At 71.7% G+C, this 25226-nt stretch carries 24 protein-coding genes; 7 read left to right on the forward strand and 17 right to left on the reverse strand.

The genetic code is table 11. The features are described from left to right. Window positions 1–603: 603 nt before the first annotated feature. The 4 genes from Aiant_RS11085 to pgsA are packed head-to-tail and all read right to left on the reverse strand — an operon-like array spanning window position 604 to window position 3816. Window positions 604–1143 (reverse strand): hypothetical protein, encoded by a 540-nt coding sequence (locus Aiant_RS11085; protein ID WP_189333288.1) that lies wholly within the window; start codon window positions 1141–1143, stop codon window positions 604–606. Between the two features lie 43 nt (window positions 1144–1186). After that, on the reverse strand, window positions 1187–2323 hold the full coding sequence (locus Aiant_RS11090; RefSeq protein WP_189333287.1) for a glycosyltransferase family 4 protein: 1137 nt from the start codon (window positions 2321–2323) through the stop codon (window positions 1187–1189). A gap of 9 nt (window positions 2324–2332) precedes the next feature. After that, window positions 2333–3199: a phosphatidylinositol mannoside acyltransferase gene (locus Aiant_RS11095; protein ID WP_189333286.1), complete on the reverse strand. Its 867-nt coding sequence runs from the start codon at window positions 3197–3199 to the stop codon at window positions 2333–2335. Then, complete coding sequence (gene pgsA / locus Aiant_RS11100) at window positions 3196–3816, reverse strand: phosphatidylinositol phosphate synthase (RefSeq protein ID WP_189333285.1); 621 nt, start codon at window positions 3814–3816, stop codon at window positions 3196–3198. The genes Aiant_RS11095 and pgsA overlap by 4 nt, the downstream gene beginning before the upstream one ends. A 176-nt stretch (window positions 3817–3992) precedes the next feature. On the opposite strand from pgsA, the gene Aiant_RS11105 reads away from it, so the two are divergent. Continuing rightward, window positions 3993–6146 carry an elongation factor G-like protein EF-G2 gene (locus Aiant_RS11105; RefSeq protein ID WP_189333284.1) on the forward strand — a complete coding sequence of 718 codons (2154 nt, stop codon included), beginning with the start codon at window positions 3993–3995 and terminating at the stop codon, window positions 6144–6146. Here the strand turns inward: Aiant_RS11105 and Aiant_RS11110 are convergent. From Aiant_RS11110 to Aiant_RS11125, 4 genes are all read right to left on the reverse strand, one after another. After that, window positions 6127–6591: an HIT family protein gene (locus tag Aiant_RS11110; RefSeq protein ID WP_189333492.1), complete on the reverse strand. Its 465-nt coding sequence runs from the start codon at window positions 6589–6591 to the stop codon at window positions 6127–6129. The genes Aiant_RS11105 and Aiant_RS11110 overlap by 20 nt on opposite strands. A gap of 41 nt (window positions 6592–6632) precedes the next feature. Beyond that, window positions 6633–8621 (reverse strand): GGDEF domain-containing protein, encoded by a 1989-nt coding sequence (locus Aiant_RS11115; RefSeq protein ID WP_189333283.1) that lies wholly within the window; start codon window positions 8619–8621, stop codon window positions 6633–6635. A gap of 79 nt (window positions 8622–8700) precedes the next feature. Further along, window positions 8701–10698 (reverse strand): threonine--tRNA ligase, encoded by a 1998-nt coding sequence (thrS, locus tag Aiant_RS11120; RefSeq protein ID WP_189333282.1) that lies wholly within the window; start codon window positions 10696–10698, stop codon window positions 8701–8703. A 54-nt stretch (window positions 10699–10752) separates the two neighbouring features. Next, window positions 10753–11667, reverse strand: a complete 915-nt coding sequence (locus tag Aiant_RS11125) for an ADP-ribosylglycohydrolase family protein (protein ID WP_189333281.1) — start codon at window positions 11665–11667, stop codon at window positions 10753–10755. 96 nt (window positions 11668–11763) lie between these two features. On the opposite strand from Aiant_RS11125, the gene Aiant_RS11130 reads away from it, so the two are divergent. The 4 genes from Aiant_RS11130 to Aiant_RS11145 all read left to right on the forward strand — a co-directional run bounded on the left by Aiant_RS11130 (window position 11764) and on the right by Aiant_RS11145 (window position 16519). Beyond that, window positions 11764–12453, forward strand: a complete 690-nt coding sequence (locus Aiant_RS11130) for a response regulator transcription factor (RefSeq protein WP_189333280.1) — start codon at window positions 11764–11766, stop codon at window positions 12451–12453. A gap of 2 nt (window positions 12454–12455) precedes the next feature. Beyond that, window positions 12456–13841 (forward strand): HAMP domain-containing sensor histidine kinase, encoded by a 1386-nt coding sequence (locus tag Aiant_RS11135; RefSeq protein ID WP_189333279.1) that lies wholly within the window; start codon window positions 12456–12458, stop codon window positions 13839–13841. A 322-nt stretch (window positions 13842–14163) separates the two neighbouring features. Continuing rightward, window positions 14164–16314 (forward strand): RICIN domain-containing protein, encoded by a 2151-nt coding sequence (locus Aiant_RS11140; protein ID WP_229830697.1) that lies wholly within the window; start codon window positions 14164–14166, stop codon window positions 16312–16314. A 61-nt stretch (window positions 16315–16375) separates the two neighbouring features. Further along, window positions 16376–16519 carry a hypothetical protein gene (locus Aiant_RS11145; protein WP_189333277.1) on the forward strand — a complete coding sequence of 48 codons (144 nt, stop codon included), beginning with the start codon at window positions 16376–16378 and terminating at the stop codon, window positions 16517–16519. A gap of 786 nt (window positions 16520–17305) precedes the next feature. Here Aiant_RS11145 and Aiant_RS11150 read toward each other — a convergent pair. Beyond that, complete coding sequence (locus tag Aiant_RS11150; protein WP_189333276.1) at window positions 17306–18331, reverse strand: adenosine deaminase; 1026 nt, start codon at window positions 18329–18331, stop codon at window positions 17306–17308. Between the two features lie 501 nt (window positions 18332–18832). After that, entirely contained in the window at window positions 18833–19594 is a 762-nt protein-coding gene (locus tag Aiant_RS11155; protein WP_189333275.1) for a trans-aconitate 2-methyltransferase, read from the reverse strand. Between the two features lie 87 nt (window positions 19595–19681). On the opposite strand from Aiant_RS11155, the gene Aiant_RS11160 reads away from it, so the two are divergent. Next, window positions 19682–20659, forward strand: coding sequence for an aldo/keto reductase (locus tag Aiant_RS11160; RefSeq protein WP_189333274.1), 978 nt, complete (start codon window positions 19682–19684; stop codon window positions 20657–20659). Continuing rightward, on the forward strand, window positions 20653–20901 hold the full coding sequence (locus Aiant_RS11165; RefSeq protein WP_189333273.1) for a hypothetical protein: 249 nt from the start codon (window positions 20653–20655) through the stop codon (window positions 20899–20901). The genes Aiant_RS11160 and Aiant_RS11165 overlap by 7 nt, the downstream gene beginning before the upstream one ends. Window positions 20902–21161: 260 nt before the next feature. Here the strand turns inward: Aiant_RS11165 and Aiant_RS11170 are convergent, their stop codons facing one another. The 7 genes from Aiant_RS11170 to Aiant_RS11200 form a co-directional block, all read right to left on the reverse strand. Next, a complete protein-coding gene (locus tag Aiant_RS11170) occupies window positions 21162–21365 on the reverse strand; it encodes a cold-shock protein (protein ID WP_011905669.1) in 204 nt (67 codons plus the stop codon). A gap of 345 nt (window positions 21366–21710) precedes the next feature. Beyond that, the gene (locus tag Aiant_RS11175; RefSeq protein ID WP_189333272.1) at window positions 21711–21983 is read right to left on the reverse strand and encodes a DUF4235 domain-containing protein; all 273 of its coding nucleotides are present in this window, start codon (window positions 21981–21983) and stop codon (window positions 21711–21713) included. Then, window positions 21983–22237 (reverse strand): DUF3618 domain-containing protein, encoded by a 255-nt coding sequence (locus Aiant_RS11180; RefSeq protein ID WP_189333271.1) that lies wholly within the window; start codon window positions 22235–22237, stop codon window positions 21983–21985. The genes Aiant_RS11175 and Aiant_RS11180 overlap by 1 nt, the downstream gene beginning before the upstream one ends. After that, window positions 22234–22665 (reverse strand): phage holin family protein, encoded by a 432-nt coding sequence (locus tag Aiant_RS11185; protein WP_189333270.1) that lies wholly within the window; start codon window positions 22663–22665, stop codon window positions 22234–22236. Before Aiant_RS11185 ends, Aiant_RS11180 begins: the two co-directional genes overlap by 4 nt. Window positions 22666–22699: 34 nt before the next feature. Then, window positions 22700–23896, reverse strand: coding sequence for a mechanosensitive ion channel family protein (locus Aiant_RS11190; protein ID WP_229830694.1), 1197 nt, complete (start codon window positions 23894–23896; stop codon window positions 22700–22702). A 122-nt stretch (window positions 23897–24018) separates the two neighbouring features. Next, window positions 24019–24843 (reverse strand): DUF1206 domain-containing protein, encoded by an 825-nt coding sequence (locus Aiant_RS11195; protein ID WP_189333269.1) that lies wholly within the window; start codon window positions 24841–24843, stop codon window positions 24019–24021. 43 nt (window positions 24844–24886) lie between these two features. Further along, window positions 24887–25222 carry a hypothetical protein gene (locus Aiant_RS11200; RefSeq protein WP_425322666.1) on the reverse strand — a complete coding sequence of 112 codons (336 nt, stop codon included), beginning with the start codon at window positions 25220–25222 and terminating at the stop codon, window positions 24887–24889. Window positions 25223–25226: the final 4 nt, after the last annotated feature.

Raw genomic sequence — 25226 nt, forward strand, 5'->3', positions numbered from 1 at the left:
ACCCGCCGCCGGGACCGTGACCAGCAACCCCCTGGCCCGGCACGCAAACCGCGACCAGGCACGAACCGCAACCCGCCGCCGGGACCGTGACCAGCAACCCCCTGGCCCGGCACGCAAACCGCGACCAGGCACGAACCGCAACCCGCCGCCGGGACCGTGACCAGCAACCCCCTGGCCCGGCACGCAAACCGCGACCAGGCACGAACCGCAACCCGCGCCCGGGACCGTGACCAGCAACCCCCTGGCCCGGCACGCAAACCGCGACCAGGCACGAACCGCAACCCGCCGCCGGGACCGTGACCAGCAACCCCCTGGCCCGGCACGCAAACCGCGACCAGGCACGAACCGCAACCCGCGCCCGGGACCGTGACCAGCAACCCCCTGGCCCGGCACGCAAACCGCGACCAGGCACGAACCGCAACCCGCGGCACCAGCAAGGCGTGCCGCATCAACTCAGGGGCACGGCCAGGCCTGAGCCGAGCGGACCCGCACGACACGCGCTGCGGTCCGGGGTGGGCCGGAGTCTCGCGGGCCGATTGCCACGGGACTGCGAGTCGTACCGGAAAAGATCCGCAAGCCCGGACGGTCTTGCGCGACCGCCGGTCAGACGGCCTGGACCGGGAGGACTTCCGGGGACGGAGCAGGGGCCGGCAGCGGCGGGAGCTCCGGCATCACCGGCTCGACGATGTCGAAGTAACGCGGGCGGGGGTAGCGGCCCGGCAGGCGCAGCACCCGGACCAGTTTGCGGCGGCGGGCGGTGAGGGCGTCGCGGACCAGGTCGGTGTGCACCTGGCGGGCCAGCACCACCCGGCGGCTGCTGGCGATCAGGGTGCGGGTGGCCGGGTCGGACGGGTCCAGGTCGATGCCCCGCAACTGGCGGGTCAGGTCGTTCTCCGCGGACTCGCGCTCGTCCGGCTCGGCGTCCAGGGCGAGCCGGGCGGCGGCGTAGAGCTCGACCGCGTCGATCCGCTCGGCGACGACCGCGGCGGCCGCGGCGCGGCGCAGCAGGTGGGCGTCGAGGGCGCGTTCGGCGGACTGGGCGCGGGCGTGCACCCGTTCGACCCGCTGGGCGGTCCAGCCGAGGTACGCCGAGAAGATCGTGGCCAGCACGACGACACCCACCACCCACCACATGCGGGGCATCGTAGTGCCGGAATGTGTCGGACCGTCACCTGCCCCGCGCCGATCAGGCCTCGTCGTCGTCGAAGACGCGCCCGTCGGTGGCCTCGATCGCCGTCGTGTAGACCTCGAGAACCCGGGCGGCCACACTCGGCCAGTCGAACGTACCGACCACCTGGCGGGCGCAGGTGGCCAGCTCAGCGCGGCGCGCCGGGTCGTCGAGCAGGGCGCCTAGCAGGGCGGTGAGCGCGGCCTGGTCACCGTTCGGGAACAGGGCGCCGGCGCGGCCACCGTCCAATACCCGACGGAACGCGTCCAGGTCGCTGGCCGCGATCGTGGCGCCGGCCGCCATCGCCTCGGTGAGGATCATGCCGAAGCTCTCGCCGCCGGTGTTCGGCGCCACGTAGACGTCGACGCTGCGCAGCATCCGGGCCTTGTCCGGCTCGCTGACCAGGCCCAGGTGCTCGACCCGGGGGTGCAGGCCGGCCGGGATGTCGTCGAACAGCTCGTCGCGGTCGCCCGGGCCGGCCACGAGCAGGCGCAGGCCGGGGCGCTCCTTGGCGAGCGTGACGAAGGCCGTACGCAAGAGCGGGAACCCCTTGCGCGGCTCGGTGAAACGGCCGAGGAAACCGAGCGTGCCGCCCTCCCCGGGCCATCCCGGCAGCGGAGCCGCCGTGGCGAATTTCGCCACCGCGACCCCGTTGGGGATCTCCACCGCGCCGCCGCCGAGGTGTTCCACCTGCACCTTGCGGGCGAGCTCGCTGACCGCGATCCGCGCGGTGATCTTCTCGATCACCGGCTGGAGGAAGCTCTGCGCGACGGCGAGGGCCCGGGAGCGGGTCATCGCGGTGTGGAAGGTGGCCACCACCGGGCCGCGGGCGGAGAGCACGGCGAGGAACGACAGGCTGGGGGTGAACGGCTCGTGCACGTGCAGCACGTCGAACTCGCCGTGCTTGAGCCAGCGGCGGACCCGGGCGGTCGAGACCGGGCCGAACGCGACCCGGGCCACCGACCCGTTGTACGGCAGCGGCACCGCCCGCCCGGCCGGCACCAGGTAGTCCGGCAGTTCGGCGTCCTCGTCGGCAGGGGCCAGCACGCTCACCTGGTGTCCGAGACCGATCAGTGCCTCGGCCAGGTCCATGATGTGGTTCTGCACGCCGCCGGGTACGTCGAACGAGTAGGGCGAGACGATCCCGATCCGCACGCCTGCCCCCTATATCCAGAGTTTCTGGAGCATGTGCCAGTCCTGCGGGTGCTCGGCGATGCCGATCGCGAAGGCGTCGGCCATCAGCTGCGTGGTCCGCTTGACCCGCTCGTCGAGCGGTCCGTCGGTGGGCGGGACGATCCGGCGCAGCACCGCCTCGACCCGGTCCTCGGTGTACCAGCAGTCGACCGCGTAGAGCGGGGCGCCGGTGCGGATGGCGAGGATCGCCGGGCCGGCCGGCATCCGGGTCCGGCCGCCGAAGAACTCCACCTCGACGCCGCCGCGGGACAGGTCCCGGTCGGCCAGCAGCGGCACCACCCAGCCCCGTTCCAGGTGCTCGGCGAGCACGTCGAGCGGGGGACGCTCGCCGCCGGTGAGCGGCAGCACCCGCATGCCGAGGCTCTCCCGGTAGTCCAGGAACTTCTGGAAGACCGCCTCCGGCTTGAGCCGCTCGGCGACGGTGATCATCTGCCAGTCGTGGGAGACCACCCAGGCGGCGGCCGCGTCCCAGTTCGCCACGTGCGGCAGGGCCAGGACCAGGCCGTTGCCGTCGGCGACGGCGGTTTTCATCTGGTCGTAGGACTCGCCGAGCATGCAGAAGCCGGCCGCGTTCTGCTCCCGGGTCTGCGACGGCAGGCGGAACGCCTCCATCCAGTACCGGGCGTAGGAGCGCAGGCCGTCACGGACCAGGGTCTCCGGCATGTCCGGGCCGACCACCTGCTGGTAGTTGCGGCGCAGCCGCTGGGTGGCCGGGCCGTTCTTGCGCCAGGCGCGGTCGGCGACCCGGGTGAAGAGCGCCCGGGCCACCGGCAGCGGCAGCGCCCGCACGAGGCGCCACCCGGCCGTGAACCCGAGCGTGGTCAGCTGGTCCTTCACTCGACCGCGACCTCGGGCTCGGTGGCGCGCGCGTGGATCAGCCGCTGGGCGGCGGTGATCACCGAGAGGGCGGCGAGCACCCAGAGCGCGGCGGGCAGGCCCCAGTCCAGCCCGGCGGCGCCGAGCAGGCCGCCGACGCCCACGATGAGCAGCCGCTCCAGGCGCTCGGCGATGCCGACGTCGGCGTTCAGGCCGAGGGACTGGGCGCGGGCCTTCACGTACGACACGACCTGGCCGAAGACCAGGCTGATCAGGGCGGCGATCACCCCGTTGTACGGATTGCCCTCGGTGGCCAGGTAGTAGGTGACCGCACCGAACACGGCGCCGTCGGCGATCCGGTCCATCGACGAGTCGAGAAGTGCCCCGAATTTGCTCGAACCGCCGCGAAGACGGGCCATTGTCCCGTCGAGCACATCGGTGAGGGCACAGGCGGTTACGATCACGGTGCCCCAAAGAAGCTGACCCTTCGCACCGAAGTACGAACCGATCAGCACCCCGACGGTGCCCGCGATCGTGACGGCGTCGGGTGAGACGCCGATCCGGAGTAGGAAACGTGCGACCGGGTTGACGCCGTACGAGACGACGGCACGGGCCGTTACTTGGACGATCTTTGCCATGGCCGTCCCACCATATCGGCGCGGGCCTGGTGGTGGTACGGCTCGCCCCCGGGTTCGCCGGATCGTCACCATCCGGCACGATCTGGTGTCTCTCGGTCCTTGCGACCGGGACAGCCCCGGGTGTGGGATTTGTAGAACAGCGGCGTAATGGACCGGAAACGTAGGGAGCGCTCGGCATGGCGCAGAAGACTTCGGAGAAGGGGCAAGCCGGCGCGGCCGCGCCGGTGGTGACAGAGCCCGGCAGAGTTCGCAACGTGGTGCTGGTGGGTCACTCCGGCGCCGGGAAGACGACGCTGGTGGAGGCGCTGCTCGCCGCCACCGGCACGATCCCGCGCGCGGGGACCGTCACGGACGGCACCACGGTCACCGATCACGATCCGGCGGCGGTGCGGCAGCAGCGGTCGGTGGCGCTGGCCTGCGCCCCGCTCTCGCACCAGGACGTCAAGATCAACCTGTTGGACACGCCGGGGTTCGCCGACTTCGTCGGTGAGCTGCGGGCCGGACTGCGCGCGGCGGACGCGGCGCTGTTCGTGGTCTCCGCGGTGGACGGTGTGGACGACGCCACCATCGCGCTCTGGGAGGAGTGCGCCGCGGTCGGCATGCCCCGGGCCGTGGCGATCACCCGGCTGGACCACCCCCGCGCCGACTACGAGCAGGTGCTCCAGGACTGCCAGGACGCGTTCGGCGAGAACGTGATGCCGGTCTACCAGCCGATGCTGGGCGACGACGGGCAGTCCATCGTCGGCCTGATCGGCCTGGTCACGCTGAAGGTGCTGGACTATTCGCAGGGCTACCCGCCGGTGTTGAAGAGCGCCGAGCCGGAGCACCTCAACCCGATCGCCGACGACCGGAACCAGCTCATCGAGGGGATCATCGCGGAGAGCGAGGACGAGACCCTGATGGACCGGTACATCGGTGGCGAGCTGATCGACACCGACGCGCTGATCCCGGACCTGGAGAAGGCGGTCGCGCGGGGCAACTTCTACCCCGTCATCCCGGTCTGTGCGGGCACCGGCGTCGGCCTCGACGCGCTGCTCGACGGCCTGGTCACCAGTTTCCCGTCGCCGCTGGAGCACGACCTGCCGGTGGTCACCGGTGTGGACGGCACGGCCCGGCCGCCGCTGACCTGCGACCCCGACGGCCCGGTGGTGGCCGAGGTGGTGCGCACCACGATCGACCGGCACGTCGGCCGGGTCTCGCTGGTCCGGGTCTTCTCCGGCACCCTGCGCCCGGACCAGACGCTGCACGTCTCCGGGCACGGCCTGGCCGAGCGCGGCCACCCGGACCACGACGCCGACGAGCGGGTCGCGCACATCTACACCCCGCTCGGCGCCACGCTGCGCGAGGTCGGCTCCTGTGTCGCCGGCGACATCTGCGCGATCACCAAGTCCGGGTCCGCCGAGACCGGCGACACGCTCTCCGGCAAGGACGACCCGCTGCTGATGGCGCCCTGGTCGATGCCCGAGCCGCTGCTGCCGATCGCGGTGGTCGCCAAGACCCGCTCGGACGAGGACGCGCTGGCGAAAAACCTGGCCCGGCTGGTGGCCGGTGACCCGACGCTGCGCCTGGAGCGCAACGCCGACACCCACCAGCTGGTGCTCTGGACGATGGGCGAGTCACACGCCGACGTGGTGCTGGACCGGCTCCGCGCGGGCGGCGTCGAGCTGGACACCGAGCCGGTCAAGGTGGCGCTGCGCGAGACGTTCGGCGGGCCGGCCAAGGGGCACGGCCGGCACGTGAAGCAGTCCGGCGGCCACGGGCAGTATGCCGTTTGCGACATCGAGGTGGAGCCGCTGCCGCGGGGCTCCGGCTTCGAGTTCGTCAACCGGGTGGTCGGCGGCGCCGTGCCACACAACTACATCCCGTCGGTGGAGAAGGGCGTCCGCGCCCAGCTGGAGAAGGGCATCGTGGCCGGTTACCCGGTCATCGACCTGAAGGTCACCCTCTTCGACGGCAAGGCGCACAGCGTGGACTCGTCGGACGCGGCGTTCCAGACCGCCGGCGCCCTGGCCTTGAAGGAGGCGGCCGCCGCCGGGCAGGTGACGCTGCTGGAGCCGGTCGACGAGATCGTGGTGCGGGTGCCGGACACCTATGTCGGCGCGGTGATGAGCGACCTGTCCGGCCGGCGCGGCCGGCCACTCGGCACCGAGTCCGAGGCGGACGGCGGGCACAGCCTGGTCCGGGCCGAGGTGCCGGCGACCGAGCTGGTCCGGTACGCGGTCGAGCTGCGCGCGCTCTCCTCCGGGGCGGGCACGTTCTCCCGCACCTACGTCCGGCACGAGCCGATGCCGGCGCACCTGGCCGAGGCGGTCAAGAAGGCCGCCGGCTAGGCCAGGCTTTCGACAGCATCAGGCGGGTGTCGGCGAGCAGCTGCGGGAGCACCTTGGTCTGGCCGATCACCGGCATGAAGTTGGCGTCGCCGCCCCACCGGGGCACCACGTGCTGGTGCAGGTGGGCGGCGATGCCGGCGCCGGCCACCGCGCCCTGGTTCATCCCCAGGTTGAAGCCGTGCGGCCGGCTCACCGAGCGGATCACCCGCATCGCCGTCCGCGTGAACGCCGCCACCTCGACCGTCTCCTCCTCGGTCAGGTCGGTGTAGTCCGCGACGTGCCGATACGGGCAGACCATCAGGTGTCCCGGGTTGTACGGGTAGAGGTTGAGCACCGCGTAGACCAGCTCGCCCCGGGCCACCACCAGGGTCTCCGCCTCGGGCAGCCCGGGCGCCAGGCAGAACGCGCAGCCCTGGGGCGTGTCGATCCCGTCGATGTAGGTCATCCGGTGCGGGGTCCACAGTCGTTCGAGGCCGTCGGGGTCGGTCACGCCCGAACATTACCGTCCGAGTGGACGTGATAGCGGCCGCCACCGGCCCGCTTGGCCACGTACATCGCCGCGTCCGCGTTGCGCAGCACGTCGTCCGGGCTCTGCCCGGCCACGGACAGGGCGATCCCGATGCTCGCCGGGGTGGACAGCGGATGCTCGCCGACCAGCACGGTCTCGTTCAGCGCGGCCACCACTCGGTCCGCGATCACCAGGGCGTCGGCCACCGCGCGCAGGTCCTCGGCCACGATCACGAACTCGTCGCCGCCGAGCCGGGCCACCGTGTCCTCGGTCCGCACGCAGGTGCGCAGCCGGTCGGCCACCACCTTGAGCAGCGCGTCCCCGGCGTCGTGCCCGTACGTGTCGTTCACCGGCTTGAACCCGTTCAGGTCCAGCAGCAGCACCCCGACCGGCCGCCCGTGCCGCTGCGACCGGGCGATCGCCGCGGTCAGCCGGTCCTTGAGCATGGTCCGGTTGCCCAGCCCGGTGAGCCCGTCGTGCATCGCCTGGGTGGTCAGCTCGGCGGTGAGCGCCAGCCCGACCAGCGCCAGCGAGATCTGGGTGCGCAGGGTGAGCAGCGACTTCACCACGTCCTGCGGCGGCTCGGTGTCCGCGGCCACCGACAGCAGCCCGAAGAACCGGTCCCCGTTGACCAGCGGCAGCATGATCACCGGCCGGTTCGCGGCCGACTCCGGACCGGTCAGGCCCAGGTCGGCGATCCCCGGCGCGGAGATCACCTCGCCGGCCGCGAGCCGGCCCAGCAGCGCCGCCGGGATCGCCTCGTCCGGCAGCCGGCCGCCGATCAGGTCACCGGCCCGCTCCCCGGCCGCGTACGCCACGATCCAGCTCCGCGGGTCCTCCGGGTCCACCGTCAGGATCGCGGTACGCACCCCCGCGCACTCGGCCAGCACCGTGGCCGCCCCGTCCGCCGCCAGCTCGTGCACCCGGTCCACGTCGGTGGTCCGCAGCAGCGTGGTCCCGAGATCGCTGAGCAGCTGCTCCCGCGCCATCGCCCGGCGCTGCGCGTGCAGGCTGGCGTCGAGCCGGACGACCAGCCGGGCGTTGTCCCGGACCCCGACGATCTGCCGGGTCACCACCAGCCCGGTCAGCGTGATCGCCCCGGCCAGCACCGCCCAGGCCCGCGCGTCCAAGGCACTGACCAGCGCGTGCACCAGCAGTGCGTCGGTGGCCACGACGGCGGCGTACGGCATCATGCTGGACGGTTTCTGCCCGGTCCGCGACGCCCGGGCGGAAGGCGACGAAGCCGCCAGCGTCCCGGCGGTCAGCAGCAGCGTGAACAGCGGCCACATGGCCAGCGGCCAGTGCAGCCGGGCCGGGTCCGTGATCGCCTGCTGCATCACGCTCAGCAGTACGTTCACCACCCCGGCCGCGGCGTAGCAGCCCAGCGCGACACGGCTCACCTCGGCCACCCCGGCGAGCGCCAGCCGGGCGATCGCGAAGAGCACGACCAGCACCCCGCCGCTCTGCACGAACAGCGTCACGGTCAGGAAGGTGTCGTTGGCGCCCAGGTTCGGCTCGACCGTGAAGTACCAGAGGAAGATCGCCCCGGCCAGCAGCACGGTGGCCATGTCCAGGCCGAGCCGCAGCCGGCTGGCCGCCCACCGGGTCCGGACCGGGACCAGCAGCAACCCGGCCAGCACCAGCACCAGGGTGAGCAGGTCGAGGATCTGCACCGCCGGGTACGGCGTCGGGTAGCGCAGGTCGTGGTGCACCACCAGCTCGCCGAGCGAGTACACCGACGAGGCGGTCATCGCCACCCAGGCGGCCGCCATCACCCGCAGGTGCCGCCGCGCGCCCGGGCCCGGTGCGCGCCGGGCGGCCCGCCAGGCGAGCCAGGCCGGCACGGCGGAGAGCAGCGGGGCGAACACGCGGTAGCCGACGACCTGGAGGTGCCAGCCGCCGATGCCGGTCAGGTGCAGCACGAACCAGATCGCCGAGAGCCCGATCCCCAGCAGAGCGACCGGCATGGCACCTCCCCGCTCCCGCCGCCGCGCGCGCGGAGGCCTGTACCTCCGTCACGTCGGCCGACGGGAGCGGGAACTGAGATCAGACCGCCGAGGGGCCGGTGTTGACCCGGGAGCGAACCACCTCGACGACGTGCGCGACGGCCTCGTCGATCGAGACGCCGTTGCGCTGGGAGCCGTCCCGGTACCGGAACGACACGGTGCCGCCGTTCACGTCGTCGTCGCCGGCGATCGCCATGAACGGGATCTTCTGCTGCTGCGCGGTCCGGATCTTCTTCTGCATCCGGTCGGTGGAGTAGTCCACCTCGGCCCGGATGCCCTCCTTGCGCAACCGCGCGACGAACTCGGCCAGATAGTCGGCGTGGTCGTCGCGGATCGGGATGCCGACCACCTGCACCGGCGCCAGCCAGGCCGGGAACGCGCCCGCGTAGTGCTCGACCAGCACGCCGAAGAACCGCTCGATCGACCCGAACTTCGCCGAGTGGATCATCACCGGCTCCTGCCGGCTGCCGTCGGCCGCCTGGTACTCCAGGCCGAACCGGGCCGGCATGTTGAAGTCGTACTGAATGGTGGACATCTGCCAGGTGCGGCCGATCGCGTCCTTGGCCTGCACGCTGATCTTCGGGCCGTAGAACGCCGCGCCGCCCGGGTCGAGCACCAGTTCCAGCCCGGACTCCTTGGCCACCTGCTCCAGGACGCCGGTCGCGGTCTCCCACTGCTCGTCCGTGCCGATGAACTTGTCGCTCTGCGGGTCCCGGGTCGACAGCTCCAGGTAGTAGTCGTCCAGTCCGAAGTCGTCGAGCAGCGAGCGGACGAAGTTCAGCAGGTGCTTGATCTCGCCCGGGGCCTGCTCGGCGGTGACGTAGGAGTGCGAGTCGTCCTGGGTCAGGCCGCGCACCCGGGTCAGGCCGTGCACCACGCCGGACTTCTCGTAGCGGTAGACCGTGCCGAACTCGAACAGCCGCATCGGCAGCTCACGGTAGGACCGCCCGCGCGACCTGAAGATCAGGTTGTGCATCGGGCAGTTCATCGCCTTGAGGTAGTAGTTCGCCCCCTCCAGCTCCATCGGGGGGAACATCGTGTCCTTGTAGTAGGGCAGGTGTCCCGAGGTGTGGAACAGCCCTTCCTTGGTGATGTGCGGGCTGCCGACGTACTGGAAGCCCTCCTCGATGTGGCGGGCCCGGACGTAGTCCTCCATCTCGCGCTTGATCACGCCACCCTTCGGGTGGAAGACCACGAGACCCGACCCGATCTCATCGGGGAAGGAGAACAGATCCAGCTCGGTGCCCAGCTTGCGGTGGTCCCGGCGCTCGGCTTCGGCAAGACGATTAAGGTACGCCTTGAGCTCGTCCCGCGACGGCCAGGCCGTACCGTAAATCCTTTGAAGTTGGGGGTTCTTCTCGGACCCGCGCCAGTAGGCGGCGGCCGAGCGCATCAGCTTGAACGCCGGGATCAGCCGGGTCGACGGCAGGTGCGGTCCCCGGCAGAGGTCGCCCCAGACGCGCTTGCCGTCCCTGTCCAGGTTGTCGTAATGGGTCAGCTCGCCGGCGCCGACCGCCGCGGCCTCCTCGTCGACGTCACCCTTGATGTCGACCAGCTCCAGCTTGAACGGCTCGGCGTGCAGCTCCGCCTTGGCCTCGTCGAGCGACGAGTACTCCCGGCGGTGGAACGTCTGCCCGGCCTTGACGATCTCCTGCATCCGCTTCTCGAGCTTCGTCAGGTCCTCCGGCTGGAACGGTTTCTCCACGTCGAAGTCGTAGTAGAAACCGTCCCGGATCGGCGGGCCGATGCCCAGCTTCGCCTCCGGGAAGACGTCCTGCACGGCCTGCGCGAGCACGTGCGCGGTCGAGTGCCGCAGCACGTCCAGACCGTCCGGGGAGTCGATCGCGACCGGGACGACCTCGGTGTCGGCGGCGGGCGTCCAGTGCAGGTCACGCAGCCGGCCGTCGGCCTCGCGGACCACGACGACCGCTTTCGGCCCGGTGGCCGGGAGCCCGGCGGCCGCCACCGCGTCGGCCGCCGTAGTCCCGGCCGGGACGACTAGTGGGTCGGCCGCAGCGGGTACCCGGGGTGCAGACACGGTGATTCTCCATTCAGAAAGTGACGTGGTGTCCTGATGCTATCCGCCTGCGGATTACTCTCCGCTCGCGGCGGCAAGCCACGCCGGAAGCGGTTCCCGGGCGGCGAGCCAGTCACCCGGGATCCCGTCGGCCCCGGTGTACGCCGCCACCACTCCCCCGGCGATCGCCGCGGTGGTGTCCACGTCCCCGCCGGCCACCACGCACGCCGCCACGGCCGCCGGATAGTCGTCCAGGTATCGGTCGGCCACCCAGAGCGCGAACGGCACGGTGTCCTGCGCGGTCGCCTGTCCCCCGCTGCCCAGCCGGGCCGCGGCCTCCTCGACGCCCTTGACCGGGACCGCCTCACCGAGCCCGTCGCGGACCACGCTCGGCGCGGTGTGCAGCGCCGTCGCGCGCAGCAACTGTCCCGGCTCGGGCCGTAACCCGTCGAGCCGGGCGGCGGCGGCGAACGCGGCGGCCACCGCCACCGCCACCCCGCCCGCGATCCCCTCCGGGTGCGCGTGGGTCACCTCGGCGGCCCGGGCGCCCTGGACCGCGGCGTGCTGGAGCGAGTCGGCGTGCCAGGCGCCCAGCGGCGCCGCGCGCATGGCCGCGCCGTTGCCGCACGAGCCCTGCCCGTTGAACGCCGCGGCGGCCGCGATCGGCCAGGGCAGCCCCTCGCGGATCTGCCGGAGCATGACCACCGCCCCCGGGCCGTAGCCCCGATAGGGCTCGAAGACCGCACCGAGGCGGGCCGCGAAGGCGTCCCGGTCGAAGTCGCCCTGGGCGAGCGTCGCCACCAGGCAGCACGCCTGCTCGGTGTCGTCGGTCCAGTCCCAGGGCGGGTCCGGAGTGCGGCCCTCGAGCAGGTCGGCGGGCTTGTTGCCGGGCATGAAGTACTGGGCGCCGAGGGCGTCGCCGACACTGAGGCCGGCCAGGCTCTCGCACGCCAACGCGAGTCGCGTACCGGGGAAGAGTGTGAAAGACATCGGTACTTCGGATCGTATTCCATCACTGAGTGTCATCAAAGCATCTCGTTCCATGACCCTTTAGGTTCTGCCCGCCGGAGTCGGTACGGTCTTCGCATGGCCACGGTGTTGCTCGTCGAGGACGATCACGTCGTGCGCGGCGCCATGCTCCGTTCGCTCGCCGACCGGGGGCACGCCGTGCACGCCGTCGGCACCGCGCTGGAGGCTCTCCGGCGGGTCGCCGCGGAGACCCCCGACCTCGTCGTGCTCGACCTCGGGCTGCCCGACCTGGACGGGTCGGACGCGCTGCGGATGCTGCGGGGCATCACCGACGTGCCGATCATCATCGCCACCGCGCGTGACGACGAGCAGACCGTCGTGCGCCTGCTCCGGGCCGGCGCCGACGACTACATGGTGAAACCGTTCACCGGCGCTCACCTGGACGCGCGGATCGCCACCGTGCTCCGCCGGGTCGGCCGGGCCAGCCGTGCCGCCCAGCCCGCCGTCCACGAGGTGGGCGACTTGCGGGTTGACGTGGGCGAGCGGAGCGCTACCCTCGGCGACCAGCCACTTGCTCTGACCCGCAAGGAGTTCGACCTGCTGGCGTACCTCGCCGCCCGCCCGGGCCGGGTGGTTTCCCGTCGTGAGCTGTTGGAGGAGGTATGGCGACAGCCATCGGTCGGCGAGGACCAGACCATCGACGTGCATTTGTACTGGCTCCGCCGGAAACTGGGCGAGTCCGCGGCGAAGCCCCGCTACCTGCGCACCGTGCGGGGGGTCGGATTCCGGTTGGTGGCGCCGGACTGAGGTTGCGGCTGGCGTACACGACCGCTGCCACCACCGCCGTCGCCGCACTGGTCTTCCTGATCCCGCTGGGCTGGGGCCTGCGTTCCGACCACCGCGACGAGGCGCTCGCCGAGGCTGCTCAGAGGACCTCCACGGTGGCCGGCGCGATCGTCGCCGGCGCCGGGCAGAAAGGCGTGGCCGCCGCGATCGCCGAGGCCGGCAACCCGGTGGTGCACGTTCCCGGACTGGCGCCCAGCGACGGTGGCCGGGCCAGCGCCCAGCAGATCGACCAGGCCGCGAGCAAGCCCGAGGCCAGCGTCATCGGCGTGCCGGGCGGCATGGTCCGGCTCCAGCCGGTCACCGCGGGCGGCAAGTCCTGGGTGGTCGAGGCGTTCGTGCCGAACGCCGAGCTCAACACGAACACCGCCCGCGACTGGTGGCTGCTGCTCGGCCTGGCCGTGATCCTGGTCGGCGGGTCGGTGATCGTGGTCGACCGGCTCGCCCGCAACACCGTCACCTCGGCCAACAACCTGGTCGGGGCGGCCCTCGCGGTCGGCGACGGCGACCTGGACGTGCGCATCTCCCCGTCCGGCCCGCGCGAGCTGGCCGAGGCCGGTTACGCGTTCAACCGGATGGCCGACCGCCTGGTCACCTCCCGCACCGACGAGCGCGAGCTGGTCGCCGACCTGTCGCACCGGCTGCGCACCCCGCTCACCGCGCTGCGCCTGGACGCCGAGGCGCTCGACCCGGACGACACCCAGATCATCGACCTGACCGCCGACGAGGTGGACCGGCGGCGCGGCATCCGGCGCATCCGGCAGGCCATCGCCACCCTCGAGGGCGAGGTCAACTCCCTGATCAACACCACCCGGCAGGCGGTCGCCGCCCAGGTGGCCGCCGCGCCCGAGGAGGGTCTGTGCGACGCCAGCGAGGTGGTCCGGGAGCGGATGACGTTCTGGTCGGCGCTGGCCGGCGACCAGAACAGGCAGTACCGGGTGGTCGGCGCGCAGATGCGGATCCCGGTCCCGGTGGCCCGCGCCGAGCTGGCCGCCGCGCTGGACGCGATCCTCGGCAACGTGTTCCGGTACACCCCGCAGGGCACCGCGTTCGAGGTGGCGCTCTCCCGCCGGGACGGCTGGGTGGCACTGCGGGTCGACGACGCCGGCCCGGGCATCCCCGACCCGGAGAAAGCGCTGCGCCGCGGCCAGAGCCAGCAGGGCTCGACCGGCCTGGGCCTGGACATCGCCCGCCGGCTGACCCAGTCCACCGGCGGCTCGGTCAGCCTGGACCGGGCCACCATGGGCGGCGCCAGCGTGGTCATGCTGATCGCCGACGCCGAGGCCACCCCCAAGACACCGAGTCGTTTCGGACTGGTCGGCCGTGGCCGGCTGGGACGACGCCCCAGCTGATCCCGCAAGCCCCTTCCCCCGTACGGAACAGAAGTTGCTTAGATCTGTTTTAAGAGTGTTCCCCTGGCTCGCCAGGCCTGGCAGTGTTCCCTCCGATCCCATCCGGCTCCCCGGCTCGCTTACCGCACGTCCCCATCGCCGCGGCCGGCGGAGTCCAGGCGTGGTGGGAGGCGGGCACCCCATGGCCCCCTCCCACCGCGTACCAGCTCGACGAGGAGTCGCTTTGCCCGCTCATCGCCGGTCAGCGTTCCGTGGGTCGCCCGCCGGGCGGCGCCGCGCCGGAGCTGACCGGGGGCAACCGCCACGCTCCGTCACCACCCGGATGCTTCCGGTGGCTCTCGGCGTGGCCCTGCTCGGCGTCGGCGGTGTGGTCGGCCCCAGCGTGATCGGCAGCTCCGTCCCCGACAGTCCCGGCAGGTTCGCGCTCACCGCGCTGCCCTCCGACGCGCCCGACCAGGGCCTGGTCTACGAGGGCCTGAAACCGGCCGCCGCCAACGCGCTCTGCGCCGGGTCGTACGTGCTCTTCGACGAGACGTGCACGCACGGCCCGGACCGGGTGCCCACCGGCCTGTCGGTCCGCAAGGACGTCGCCCCGGTCACCGCCGCCACCAAGCTCCCGTCGACCGTCCGGGTGGCCTCCTCGAAGGTCCCGGCGGACGCCGAGATCGCCCGCGACCTGGGTGGCAGCGCGCTCACCCCGGAGGCGCCGGCGCTCATCCCGGACCCGGCCCCGGGCAACGCCGACTTCGTGCTCGGCCCGGACGGCGTGCCCTGCGAGAGCGACGGGCAGAGCGGCAAGCGGGTGCAGGCGCTGTACCTGTACTCGGCCGGCACGGCCAGCCGGTACGCCAAGTACGTCAACTCGTTCCGCACCTGGTCCGGCGGCGTCGACGCGATCTACGACGCCAGCGCCGGGGAGACCGGTGGCTCCCGGCACGTGCGCTACGTGACCACGCCGGACTGCACGGTCGCCGTCTCCGAGGTGGAGCTGCCGGCCGGCGCACTCGACTCGTTCGCCAGCACCGTCAAGGCGCTCGGCGACCTCGGCTACAACCGGACCGACCGCAAATACCTCATGTTCGCCGACACCAACGTCTACTGCGGCATCGGCACCTACGTCGACGACAAGCGCGCCGGCCGGACCAACCGGAACAACGCCGGCCCGTCCTACGCCCGGGTCGACGCCGGCTGCTGGAGCTCGGTGATGGCCGCGCACGAACTGACCCACGTGCTCGGCGCGGTGCTCAACGGCGCGCCGAACGGCACCGGCGCGGGCGGCTGCCTGGACGACTACGACCTGCTCTGCGGCGCCGACCGGGCGAACCGCACGGTCCGCCAGGCCTGCCCCAAGTCGCACGAGGTGCGGCTGGACTGCGGCCACGACGACTACTTCAACACCAACCCGAAGCCCGGCAGCTACCTGGACACCCACTGGAACGTGGCGCTCAGCGACTTCCTGCTGCGCAGCGACGGCGGCGACGACATCCCGGACGTGCCCGGCGCGGTCGACCCGGACCCGACCCGGGACGCCCCGCCGCCGGCCACCACCGCACCGGCCACGCCCGACCCGTCGCCCAGCTCGGCCTCCCCCAGCCCGAGCACCAGCGCCCCGGCCGGCGACACCCCGGCCAGTCCCTCGCCGAGCGTGTCGGCGCCGACCGCGCCGCTGCCCGGCGTGAGCGCCGCACCCGGCGCGCAGGTGGCGGTCGAGCCGGCCGCCTTCCAGCCGCGCGCCGAGAACGGCGCCAACGGCTCCGGCGACCAGGACGCCGGCGCGCCCCAGCCGCCCACCGGCGCCTCCGACGTGCAGGCCGCGCTGGAGATCCGCGACGCGACCAGCATGTCGGTCCGGCTGATCTGGAGCGCCGCGTCCGACGACGCGACGTACCAGGTCGAGGTGGACGGCGAACCGGTGGCCACCACGAAGGCGACCCGGGCCCGGCTGATCGGCCTGAAACCGGACGCCACCTACAAGGTGGAGATCACCAGCAAGACGCAGCGCTACCACGCGACCGGCACGGCGCGGACCGCCCCGGCGGCCCGCCCGGTGCAGAACTCGTACTTCGTCCTGACCAACTCGATGACCGGCGGCGCGGCCGACCTCTACGCGGCCCGCACGGCCGACGGCACGCCGGCCACCCTCGGCCCGGCCGACGGCGGCAACCAGCAGCAGTGGCAGCTGGTCCCGGCGGCCGACGAGGGCAGCTACACGCTCGTCTCCCGGGCCAGCGGCAAGTGCCTGCTGCCGCTCGGCGGCAGCGCGGTGGCCGGTGCGCCGCTGGTGCAGGGCGACTGCAAGAGCGCCGGCACCCAGTGGCGGCTCCAGGCGTCCAACTTCGGTTTCACGCTCCGCAACGGCACCGGCGACCTGGCCGTCGGCGTCGGCAGCCAGCGCTTCGGCTGGCACCGCGTGCTGACCCTGGAGCCGGACACCGGGCAACGGCACCAGAGCTGGACGGCCGTCCCGAGCTGATCTCGCCGTCCCCTCGGGACACACCGCCTCACCGTCCCTCAGCACAGACAGGAGGAAAGCGATGCCCGATCTGCTGAGCAGGCCGGAGACCGAGCCGGAGGAGGATCCGGCCCGGTTCCGCCGACGCCTGATCCGCTGGCTGGCCATCCTCACGATCGGCACGATCGTCATGGTCGCGTGCTGGCAAGACCCCCTCTACCCATAGCGCCTCTCCGTTCCCACCGCTGCACGCTGTGCGGCATCCGTCCCGCCCCAAGATCAACTTCAAGACCTTCATATACGCAGGTCCGCTGGGGTGCGGATCGCATGCTCCCGCGCGGGCCGAGGCCGGCGATCTGGCCGCTGACGCGTCCAAACCAATCGCCGGCCTCTTCATTGCCCGTGGCTGGTTCCGGAGATCAACCCCCGAGCTGGCCCCCAGCGCCCTACCCGCCGCCCGGAAAGGGCCACCAGAACCAGCCCGACACCCCCAGCTGGCCTCCAACGCCCTATCCGCTGCCCGGATAGGGCCACCAAGACCAGCCCGACAATCCCCGGCTGGCACCCAGCGCCCTATCCCATGCCCGGAAAGGGCCACCAGCACCAGCCCGACACCCCCGCCTGGCCCCCAACGCCCTATCCGCTGCCCGGATAGGGCCACCAAGACCAGCCCGACAATCCCCGGCTGGCACCCAGCGCCCTATCCCATGCCCGGAAAGGGCCACCAGCACCAGCCCGACACCCCCGGCTGGTCTCCAACGCCCTATCCGCTGCCCGGATAGGGCCACCAGGACCAGCCGGACACTCCCGGCTCGCCTCCAGCGCCCCAGGGCAGACGGGGATCGGGCCGAGCCGCTTGACGCCCCCGGCACATGGGATGTCTTCACTGTCCGCGGGTGTCACCGGAAACCTCAGCCCGGCATCGGGGCGGAGCCGGCGCACGCCTTAGCGGATCGCCGCAGCCGCCCGGTACATACGTCAGCGCGTCGGCTCGGTAGCGCCGGCGTGCACGTCAGCGGGTCGAGTCGGTGGCGTAGGCGTCGATTTCGGCGATGAGTTCGGCCTTGCCGTGGGTGGACAGGAAGCTGTGACGGACCGCCGCGCGGGCCAGGTCGGCCACGCCTGCCCGGTCGAGGCCCAGCAGGTCGGCGGCGACCGCGTACTCGTGTTCCAGCGTGGTGCCGAACATCGGCGGGTCGTCGGAGTTGACGCTGAACGGGACGCCGGCCGCGGCGAGCCTGCCGATCGGGTGCTCGGCGAGGTCGGCGACGGCGCGGGTGCGCAGGTTCGACGTGGGACAGACCTCCAGCGGGATCTGGTGCTCCGCCAGGTAGGCCATCAGCCGCTCGTCCTGGGCCGCCGCGATGCCGTGCCCGATCCGCTCGGCGCCCAGCTCCCGGATCGCGTCCCAGATCGTCTCCGGCCCGGTCGTCTCCCCGGCATGCGGGACACTGTGCAGCCCGGCCGCCCGGGCCTTGTCGAAATACGGCTTGAACTGCGGCCGCGGCACCCCGATCTCCGGCCCGCCCAGCCCGAAACTGATCAGCCCGTCCGGCCGCTCCTCCAGCGCGATCCGCAGGGTCTCCTCGGCCGACGGCAGCCCCGCCTCCCCCGGGATGTCGAAGCACCAGGCCAGATCGACACCGAAGTCCCGCCGCGCGCCGGTCCGCGCGTCCTCGATCGCCTCACAGAACGCCGGCGCCGGAATCCCCCGCTTCACGCTCGAATACGGCGTGACCGTCAACTCCGCATACCGCACACGCTGCCGGCTCAGCTCCCGCCCGATCTCGTAGGTGAGCAGCCGGACGTCCTCGGCGTCCCGGATCAGGTCCACCACGCTCAGATAGATCTCGATGAAGTGGGCGAAGTCCCGGAACTCGAAGTACTTCGCCAGTGCCTCCGGATCAGCCGGCACCGGCGAACTGCCCTCATGCCGGGCAGCAAGCTCAGCCACGATCCGCGGCGAAGCCGACCCCACATGATGTACGTGCAGTTCAGCTTTGGGCAGCCCGGCAATGAACGCCGTCAGATCCGTCACGGGTCGTCTCCTCGGTCGGCAGCGATACCAATCCCCTAGAAACTAGGCGACCGGGCGCAGGGCGTTGCCCTCGACCATGACCCACCCTCCCCGAGGGGTAGCGGCCGCTCCTCGACGGCGTGCGGCCCGCAGCGGTGCCGCTTCCCGGTATACCGCTGGCGTGCTCGCATCCCCAACCGGTGTTCCCCTGTTGCTCGCCACGGTCGTCCCGCCCCGAACAAGGCCACCAGGTCAGCCGCGATTATCGGGCTGGCACCCACAGCCCTACCCCGAACCCGCATAGGGCCACCAGCACCAGCCCGTGACACTCGAGCTGGCACCCACAGCCCTACCCCGAACCCGAATACGGCCACCAGCACCAGCCCGTGACCGCCGAGCTGGCACCCATGGCCCTGTACCGAGCCCGGATAGGGCCACCAGCACCAGCCCGTGACTGTCGAGCTGGCACCCGCGGCCCTACCCCGAGCCCGAATACGGCCACCAGCACCAGCCGGGCCGGGCCTATGACGCGGTGCGGGCCACCACGAAGATGCGGCGGAACGGGAACGGGACCACGTCGCCGCGGGCCGGGTAGGCCTCGGCGATCCTGGCCGCCAGTTCGGTGCGGAAGGCGGTCCAGGCATCCTCGTCGAGGGCGGCGCGGACCGGGCGCAGGGCGGTGCCCTCGATCCAGCGCAGGACCGGGTGGTCGGGGCCGGAGAGCGGCAGCAGGTGCAGGTACGTCGTTTCCCAGGCGTCGACCGCGGCGCCGGCCGCGGTGAGCCGGGCCGCGTAGTCCGCCGGGTCGTCGACCGGGGCCTCGCGCAGCACGTGGGCCACGCCGTAGCCGGTCGCGGTGGCGCGGAGCAGGCGGTGCGACGGGGCGTCGAAGTTGCCGGGCACCTGCATCGCGAGCCAGGCGCCGGCCGGGAGCTCGGTCGCCCAGCGGCTGAGCATCCGCTGGTGGCCGGGCACCCATTGCAGGGCGGCGTTGGTGACCAGCACGTCGGTGTCCGGCCCGGGCTGCCAGGAGGCGATGTCGCCGAGGCGGAACGTGACGTCGCCCGGGTCGGCGGCCGCCTTCTCGATCATCTCGGGTGAGGAGTCGACGCCGGTCACTCGGGCGTCCGGCCAGCGCTCGGCGAGGGTGCGGGTCAGCTCGCCGGGGCCGCAGCCCAGGTCGGTCACGGCTCGCGGGGCGGTCGCGCCGATCCGGGCGACGAGGTCGAAGAACGGACGGGAGCGCTCGGTGCCGAAGCGGCGGTAGACGGCGGGATCCCACATGGCACACCTCATTGAAAGGTAGGTGTCGAATTCTAAACCGTACGTACGTTTTTTTTGAAGATAACAGGCGAGCGGTAGGGTCACCACGTGGAAAAACGAAGCTTTCGCCGGATGGGCCGCGACACGTCGGTGATCGGCCTGGGGGCCTGGCAGCTCGGCGCCGACTGGGGCGACGTCAGCGAGGCCGACGCGCACGCCACCCTCCAGGCCGCGGTCGACGCCGGGGTCACCTTCATCGACACGGCCGACGTCTACGGGGACGGGCGCAGCGAGCAGATCGTCGGTTCGTTCGTCAAGGACAAGCCGGGCCTGACCGTGGCCACCAAGATGGGCCGCCGGCTGCCGCAGGAGCCGGCGAACTACTCGCTGGACAACTTCCGCGCCTGGACCGACCGCTCGCGCGCCAACCTCGGGGTGGACACCCTGGACCTGGTGCAGCTGCACTGCCCGCCGACGCCGGTGTTCAGCAGCGACGAGGTGTTCGACGCGCTCGACACGCTGGTGCAGGAGAAGCGGATCGCCGCCTACGGCGTCAGCGTGGAGAAGGTGGACGAGGCGCTCGCCGCGATCGCCCGCCCCGGCACGGCCAGCGTCCAGATCATCCTGAACGCGTTCCGGCTCAAGCCGCTCGAGCGGGTGCTGCCGGCCGCCGCCGAGGCCGGGGTCGGCATCATCGCCCGGGTCCCGCTCGCCAGCGGCCTGCTCTCCGGGCGTTACGACGAGCACACGCAGTTCGCGGCGGACGACCACCGCAACTACAACCGGCACGGCGAGGCGTTCGACGTCGGCGAGACCTTCTCCGGGGTGGACTTCGCGACCGGATTGGAAGCGGTCCGCCGGCTCCGCTCACTCGTTCCGGATGATGCGACGATGGCGCAATTCGCGTTGCGCTGGATCCTCGATCAGCCGGCCGTCTCGGTCGTGATCCCGGGTGCGCGTAATCCCGAGCAAGCGCGCGCGAACGCGCACGCCGCCTCTCTTCCGCCGCTTTCGCCGGAAACCCGGGAAAAGATCGCAGCGGTCTACGATGAGCTGATTCGCCCTCAGGTGCACGACAAATGGTGAACAATGAAAACGACACTCCGGCCGATCCGACGCGGTTGCGCGGCTGGCTGAGCATGTCGCTGGGCCTGCTGGCCATCGTGCTCGGCGCGGTCTGGACCCTCCAGGGGCTGAACGTGTTCGAGCACGAGCTGATGAGCGACAAGCCGTTCTGGGCCGCGGTGGGCGGCGCCGTCGCCGGGCTCGGCCTGGCCCTCGTGATCATCGGCATGCGCCGCCGGAGCAGCGGCCGGGCGCCGGCGTAACTCGCTCCGATTGGTCCGGTCCCGCCGAGCGGGCCGGACCGAGCGGCCGGGACACAGCACGGCCCGGTCGCCCCGGCGGACTGCCTCTGGGCAGGCAGCACACCATAACGACCGGACCGGCGATCAATGTTGCTCACGTGGCCGGAACAATGGTCCGTACAAAAGCGGCCCCGCACCCTCCGGCGAGGTTGCGGGGCCACCGGTCAGGCCGGCCTCCGCCAGGCGGCCGGCGTGCCGGCCTCGCGACCGGCGGATTGGTCTCAGAGCGGGCGAACCTGCTCCGCCTGCGGGCCCTTCTGGCCCTGGGCGATCTCGAACTCCACCCGCTGGTTCTCCTCCAGAGTGCGGTAGCCGCTCGTCTGGATGGCCGAGAAGTGGACGAACACGTCAGCACCCCCGCCGTCGACGGTGATGAAGCCGAAGCCCTTGTCTGCGTTGAACCACTTCACGGTTCCTTGCGCCATGCTGAACTCTCCTTCTGAAAATGCCGGCCCGCCCTACGCGGCAGCGGAGCGCGGGGCCGATGACCGTTTTCGAGCAGCGGCGCCGCGAGGCGGCCCTTTCAGAGGACGTCCCCTCCGCTCGGCTTTGCGACACCTCGTGGCCCTCCCGGGAAGGGCCGGTGTCCCGCCGCCTGACGGAAGCAGCGAACCACGTACGCAAAAACTGGCCACACTGTACCCGAAAATCGGGCCGGAAAGCTGCCCCTCGAAGGAATCCAATAAAGCGTGGCAGATATGGAAAAGGCTCCCCACTTCATGGTTACGAAGTGGGGAGCCGTCAAGACTCCTGTCTATGCGCCTGATGATCTAGCCGGGCCAGTGACCGGTCAGCCGCCGGGCCCCGACCGCGCCACCTCGATGGACCGCGGCCCGCACCACCGCGAAGATCGCGCCCTGCAGGGCGGCCGCGGCGAGCACCTCGCCCCAGCCCCGATCCTCGTCGCCGGCGTCCGGCGCGTCGTCCTGTCCCGACGCCAGTTTCCACGCCTGCTTGAACAGCACGCCGGCGATGGCGCCGGCGGCCAGGCCGAGGGCCAGGTTCACCGGTTTGAGCGCGACCTTCTCCAGTTTTCCGCCCATCAGCGCCGCCTCCCCCGCACGATCAGGATCACTCCGACAACCGCCGCGAGCCCGGCCGCCACCAGTACGAGCGGCGTCTGATTCACCCGGACCCGCTCGCGGACCTGCACCACCTGCTCCCGGGCACGGGCCTTGACGTCCGTGCGGGCCGCCAGGGCCTGCACGGTGTCGCCCAGCTCGGCCCGGGTCTGCTTGATCTCGGCGCGCAACGCCACCAGATCCGGTTTGGCGGTAGTCCCGTTACTTTCGCTCATGCCCGTCCACGCTCCACCGCGCTCTTGACCTCGTCGACATCGGCTTTCAAGCCCTCGATCGCGGCCTGCGGCTCGGCCGGCGTGGCCCGGCGGAACTGGGAGCGGCCGATCAGCGCCAGGACGCCGGCGATCAGGAAGACCGCCACGGTGACCGTCAGGCCGGCCAGCCAGAGCGGCCAGACCAGGCTCAGGGCGATGATCGCGGTCGCGATCAGGGCACCCACACCGTATCCGGCGAACACGCCCGCGCCGCCGAACAGGCCGGCGCCGATCCCGGCGTGTTTACCCTTCTCCGCGAGCTCGGCCTTGGCCAGGGTCAACTCGTCCCGGACCAGTTTGCTGAGCTGTTCGCCGGCGCGCTGCACCAGCTCCGCGGTGGACTGCTCGGACAACGGTCGGGTCGCCCGCCCGTTGAGCAGATCGGCCATCGTTCCCCCTTTCGCTGTGTCGTTTATGCCCTGTTCACCTGCCGCTCAATCCTGAAACTCCGGCAGCGGTCGGAACAGTGTCACCGTGCCCCTCCGCGCCCCCGAAGGCCGCGCCCCGCGCCTCCGCGTCGTCACCGCCGCTGAACACCCGGGAGTCCGGGGAGACGTCCGCCCTCCGAGACTGCCGCACCCGCGCCACCCCGTCGTCCATCTCGTCCAGCTGGGCGCGCATCCGGGGCAGGCCGCCACGCTGGTTCTCCCACATCCAGCCGACCAGCTGCTCCCGGACCAGGCAGCGCAGATCCCACAGGGCGCCCGCGTCGGCCGCGCTGATCAGGGCCCGCAGCCGGATCATCCCGCCGATCGCCTCGGTCACCTGGAGCACGCAGACCCGCTGGTCCCACAGCTCGGATCCCTCGCAGACCCGGCGCAGCTCGGCGCGCAGCGGCTCGATCGGGGTGGACCAGTCCACGTCGATCTCCGCCGTGCCGAGCACCGCCGAACTGGACCGGGTCCAGTTCTGGAACGGCTTGGTGGTGAAATACGAGGTGGGCAGGATGAGCCGCCGGTCATCCCAGATCTGCACCGCGACGTAGGTCAGCGTGATCTCCTCGATCCGCCCCCACTCCTGCTCCACCACGACCACGTCGTCCACCCGGATCGCGTCGCTGAACGCCAGCTGGATCCCGGCGAAGACGTTGCCGAGCGTGCTCTGCGCGGCGAGCGCCGCGATCACGCTGACCAGTCCCGCCGAGGCGAGCACGCTGGCGCCCAGCGCCCGGATGTCCGGGAACGTCATCAGCATGACGCCGGCGGTCAGGACCACGATGGCCGCCACGGTGACCCGGCGCAGCATCACCACCTGGGTCTTGAGCCGCCGGCGGCGCAGATTGTCCGGTACGTCGGTGCGCCACCGGGCCAGCGCCAGGTCCTCACACACCAGCAGCAACGCGGCCACCAGCCAGCCGAACGAGGCGATGCAGAGCAGCACCAGCGCGTGCACCACGCCGGACCGGCCCGGGAAGTCCCCGGCGAACACCCGGATCGCCTGCTGGACGGCGACGAGTGTGGCGGTGACCAGGAACGGGCGGTGCATGGTCTTGGCCAGCTCGGCGGCGAGCGCCGACCGGCGGCCGACCCGGAGCATCACCCGGTGCGCCGCCTCGACGACCACGACGGCCGCGACGGCGGCCCCCGTGACCCCGAGCACGGCGGTCAGAACGCTGGACACGGACTTTCCTCTCCACGGTCGAGTGTTGTGCCAGCGCTCCAACTTGCCCTGGTTGGTGCCGGGCACACACCCGTTCTGGCGGATGTCGGATACAGCTCACACCCGCCGTCGCGGAGTGTCTGTCAGATCTTGCGGTACTTCGCCTGTGCCATGCAGTACACCCCGAAGGCCGCGATACCCAGCGCGATCAGGCCCAGCAGCCAGACGCCCCACGGGTGGCCGGCCAGCGTCTTCAGGGCCGCGTCCAGGCCGCGCGCCTTGTTCGGGTCGAAGGTCGCCGCCGCGGTGACGAAGAGGATCCCGGCGATCGCGTAGGCGACACCCTTGGCCATGTAGCCGCCCATGCCCAGCCGGATGATCGGCTGCCGGGTGGTCTGCGGCATCTGCTGGGTGTTCAGGTGCTTGGTGAACTTGCGCTTGAAGCCGTAGACGAAGATCCCGATCCCGACGCCGACGACCACGACGCCGACCAGGCCGACCAGGAAGCGGCCGCCACCGGACTGCATCAGCCCGGCCGACTTGCTCTCCGAGTTGTCGCCCATCGAAGCGTTCGCGCCCTGGACCACTTTGATCGCGATCCAGCCCAGGTAGACGTAGAGGACCGCCCGGATCCCGGAGATGACCCGCTCGGCGATCGCGCTCTTGGTCCGCTCGCCGCTCTCCCCGACGACCGCCTCGAAGAGCTGCCAGAGCGCCATGGCGAACAGGCCGATCGCGATGATCACCAGCAGCGTCTTGCCGAACGGGCGGCTGGCCAGCTCCTGGAGCGCGCCGGACTGGTCGCTCTCCTTGCCCGAGCTGCCGAGGGCGACCTGGAGGGCGATCCAGGCGAAGAGCAGGTGGATGATGCCGTACCCGACGAAGCCGCCCCGGGCCAGGAACTCCAAGGGCTTGCTGTCCGCCGCGCGCGACGCGTGATATTTGACGTTCGAGGTGGTGGAGGACATGCCCCTCAATGTGACCGGACGGGCCCTCCGCCAAACTCGCGTGCTATTTCGAGACCTGTACCTGGATCGCGCTCTTCGTCACGCTCGACAGGGAGAACTGGAGTCCGCCGACCTCGACCGCCTGCTGCCCCTTGGTCAGGGTGACCTGCTGGCCGGCCACCTCCAGGGTGACCGTGTCGTCGTCGGCGCTGACGAACTCGGCCTCCACCCCGAGCACCTCGACGCTGGCGTTGGTGTCGCGCTGGAGGGTGACCGTGCACTGGTCGACGCCGCAGCTCACGTCGTCACTGCACCCGGTGAGCAGGGCCGCCCCGAGGGCGGCGGAGACCAGGAGGGCGGCGGCGCGGCGGCGAGGCATGAAGATCAACACCCTTTTCACGGTA

This window comes from Actinoplanes ianthinogenes (assembly GCF_018324205.1).
GTDB classification, from domain to species: domain Bacteria; phylum Actinomycetota; class Actinomycetes; order Mycobacteriales; family Micromonosporaceae; genus Actinoplanes; species Actinoplanes ianthinogenes.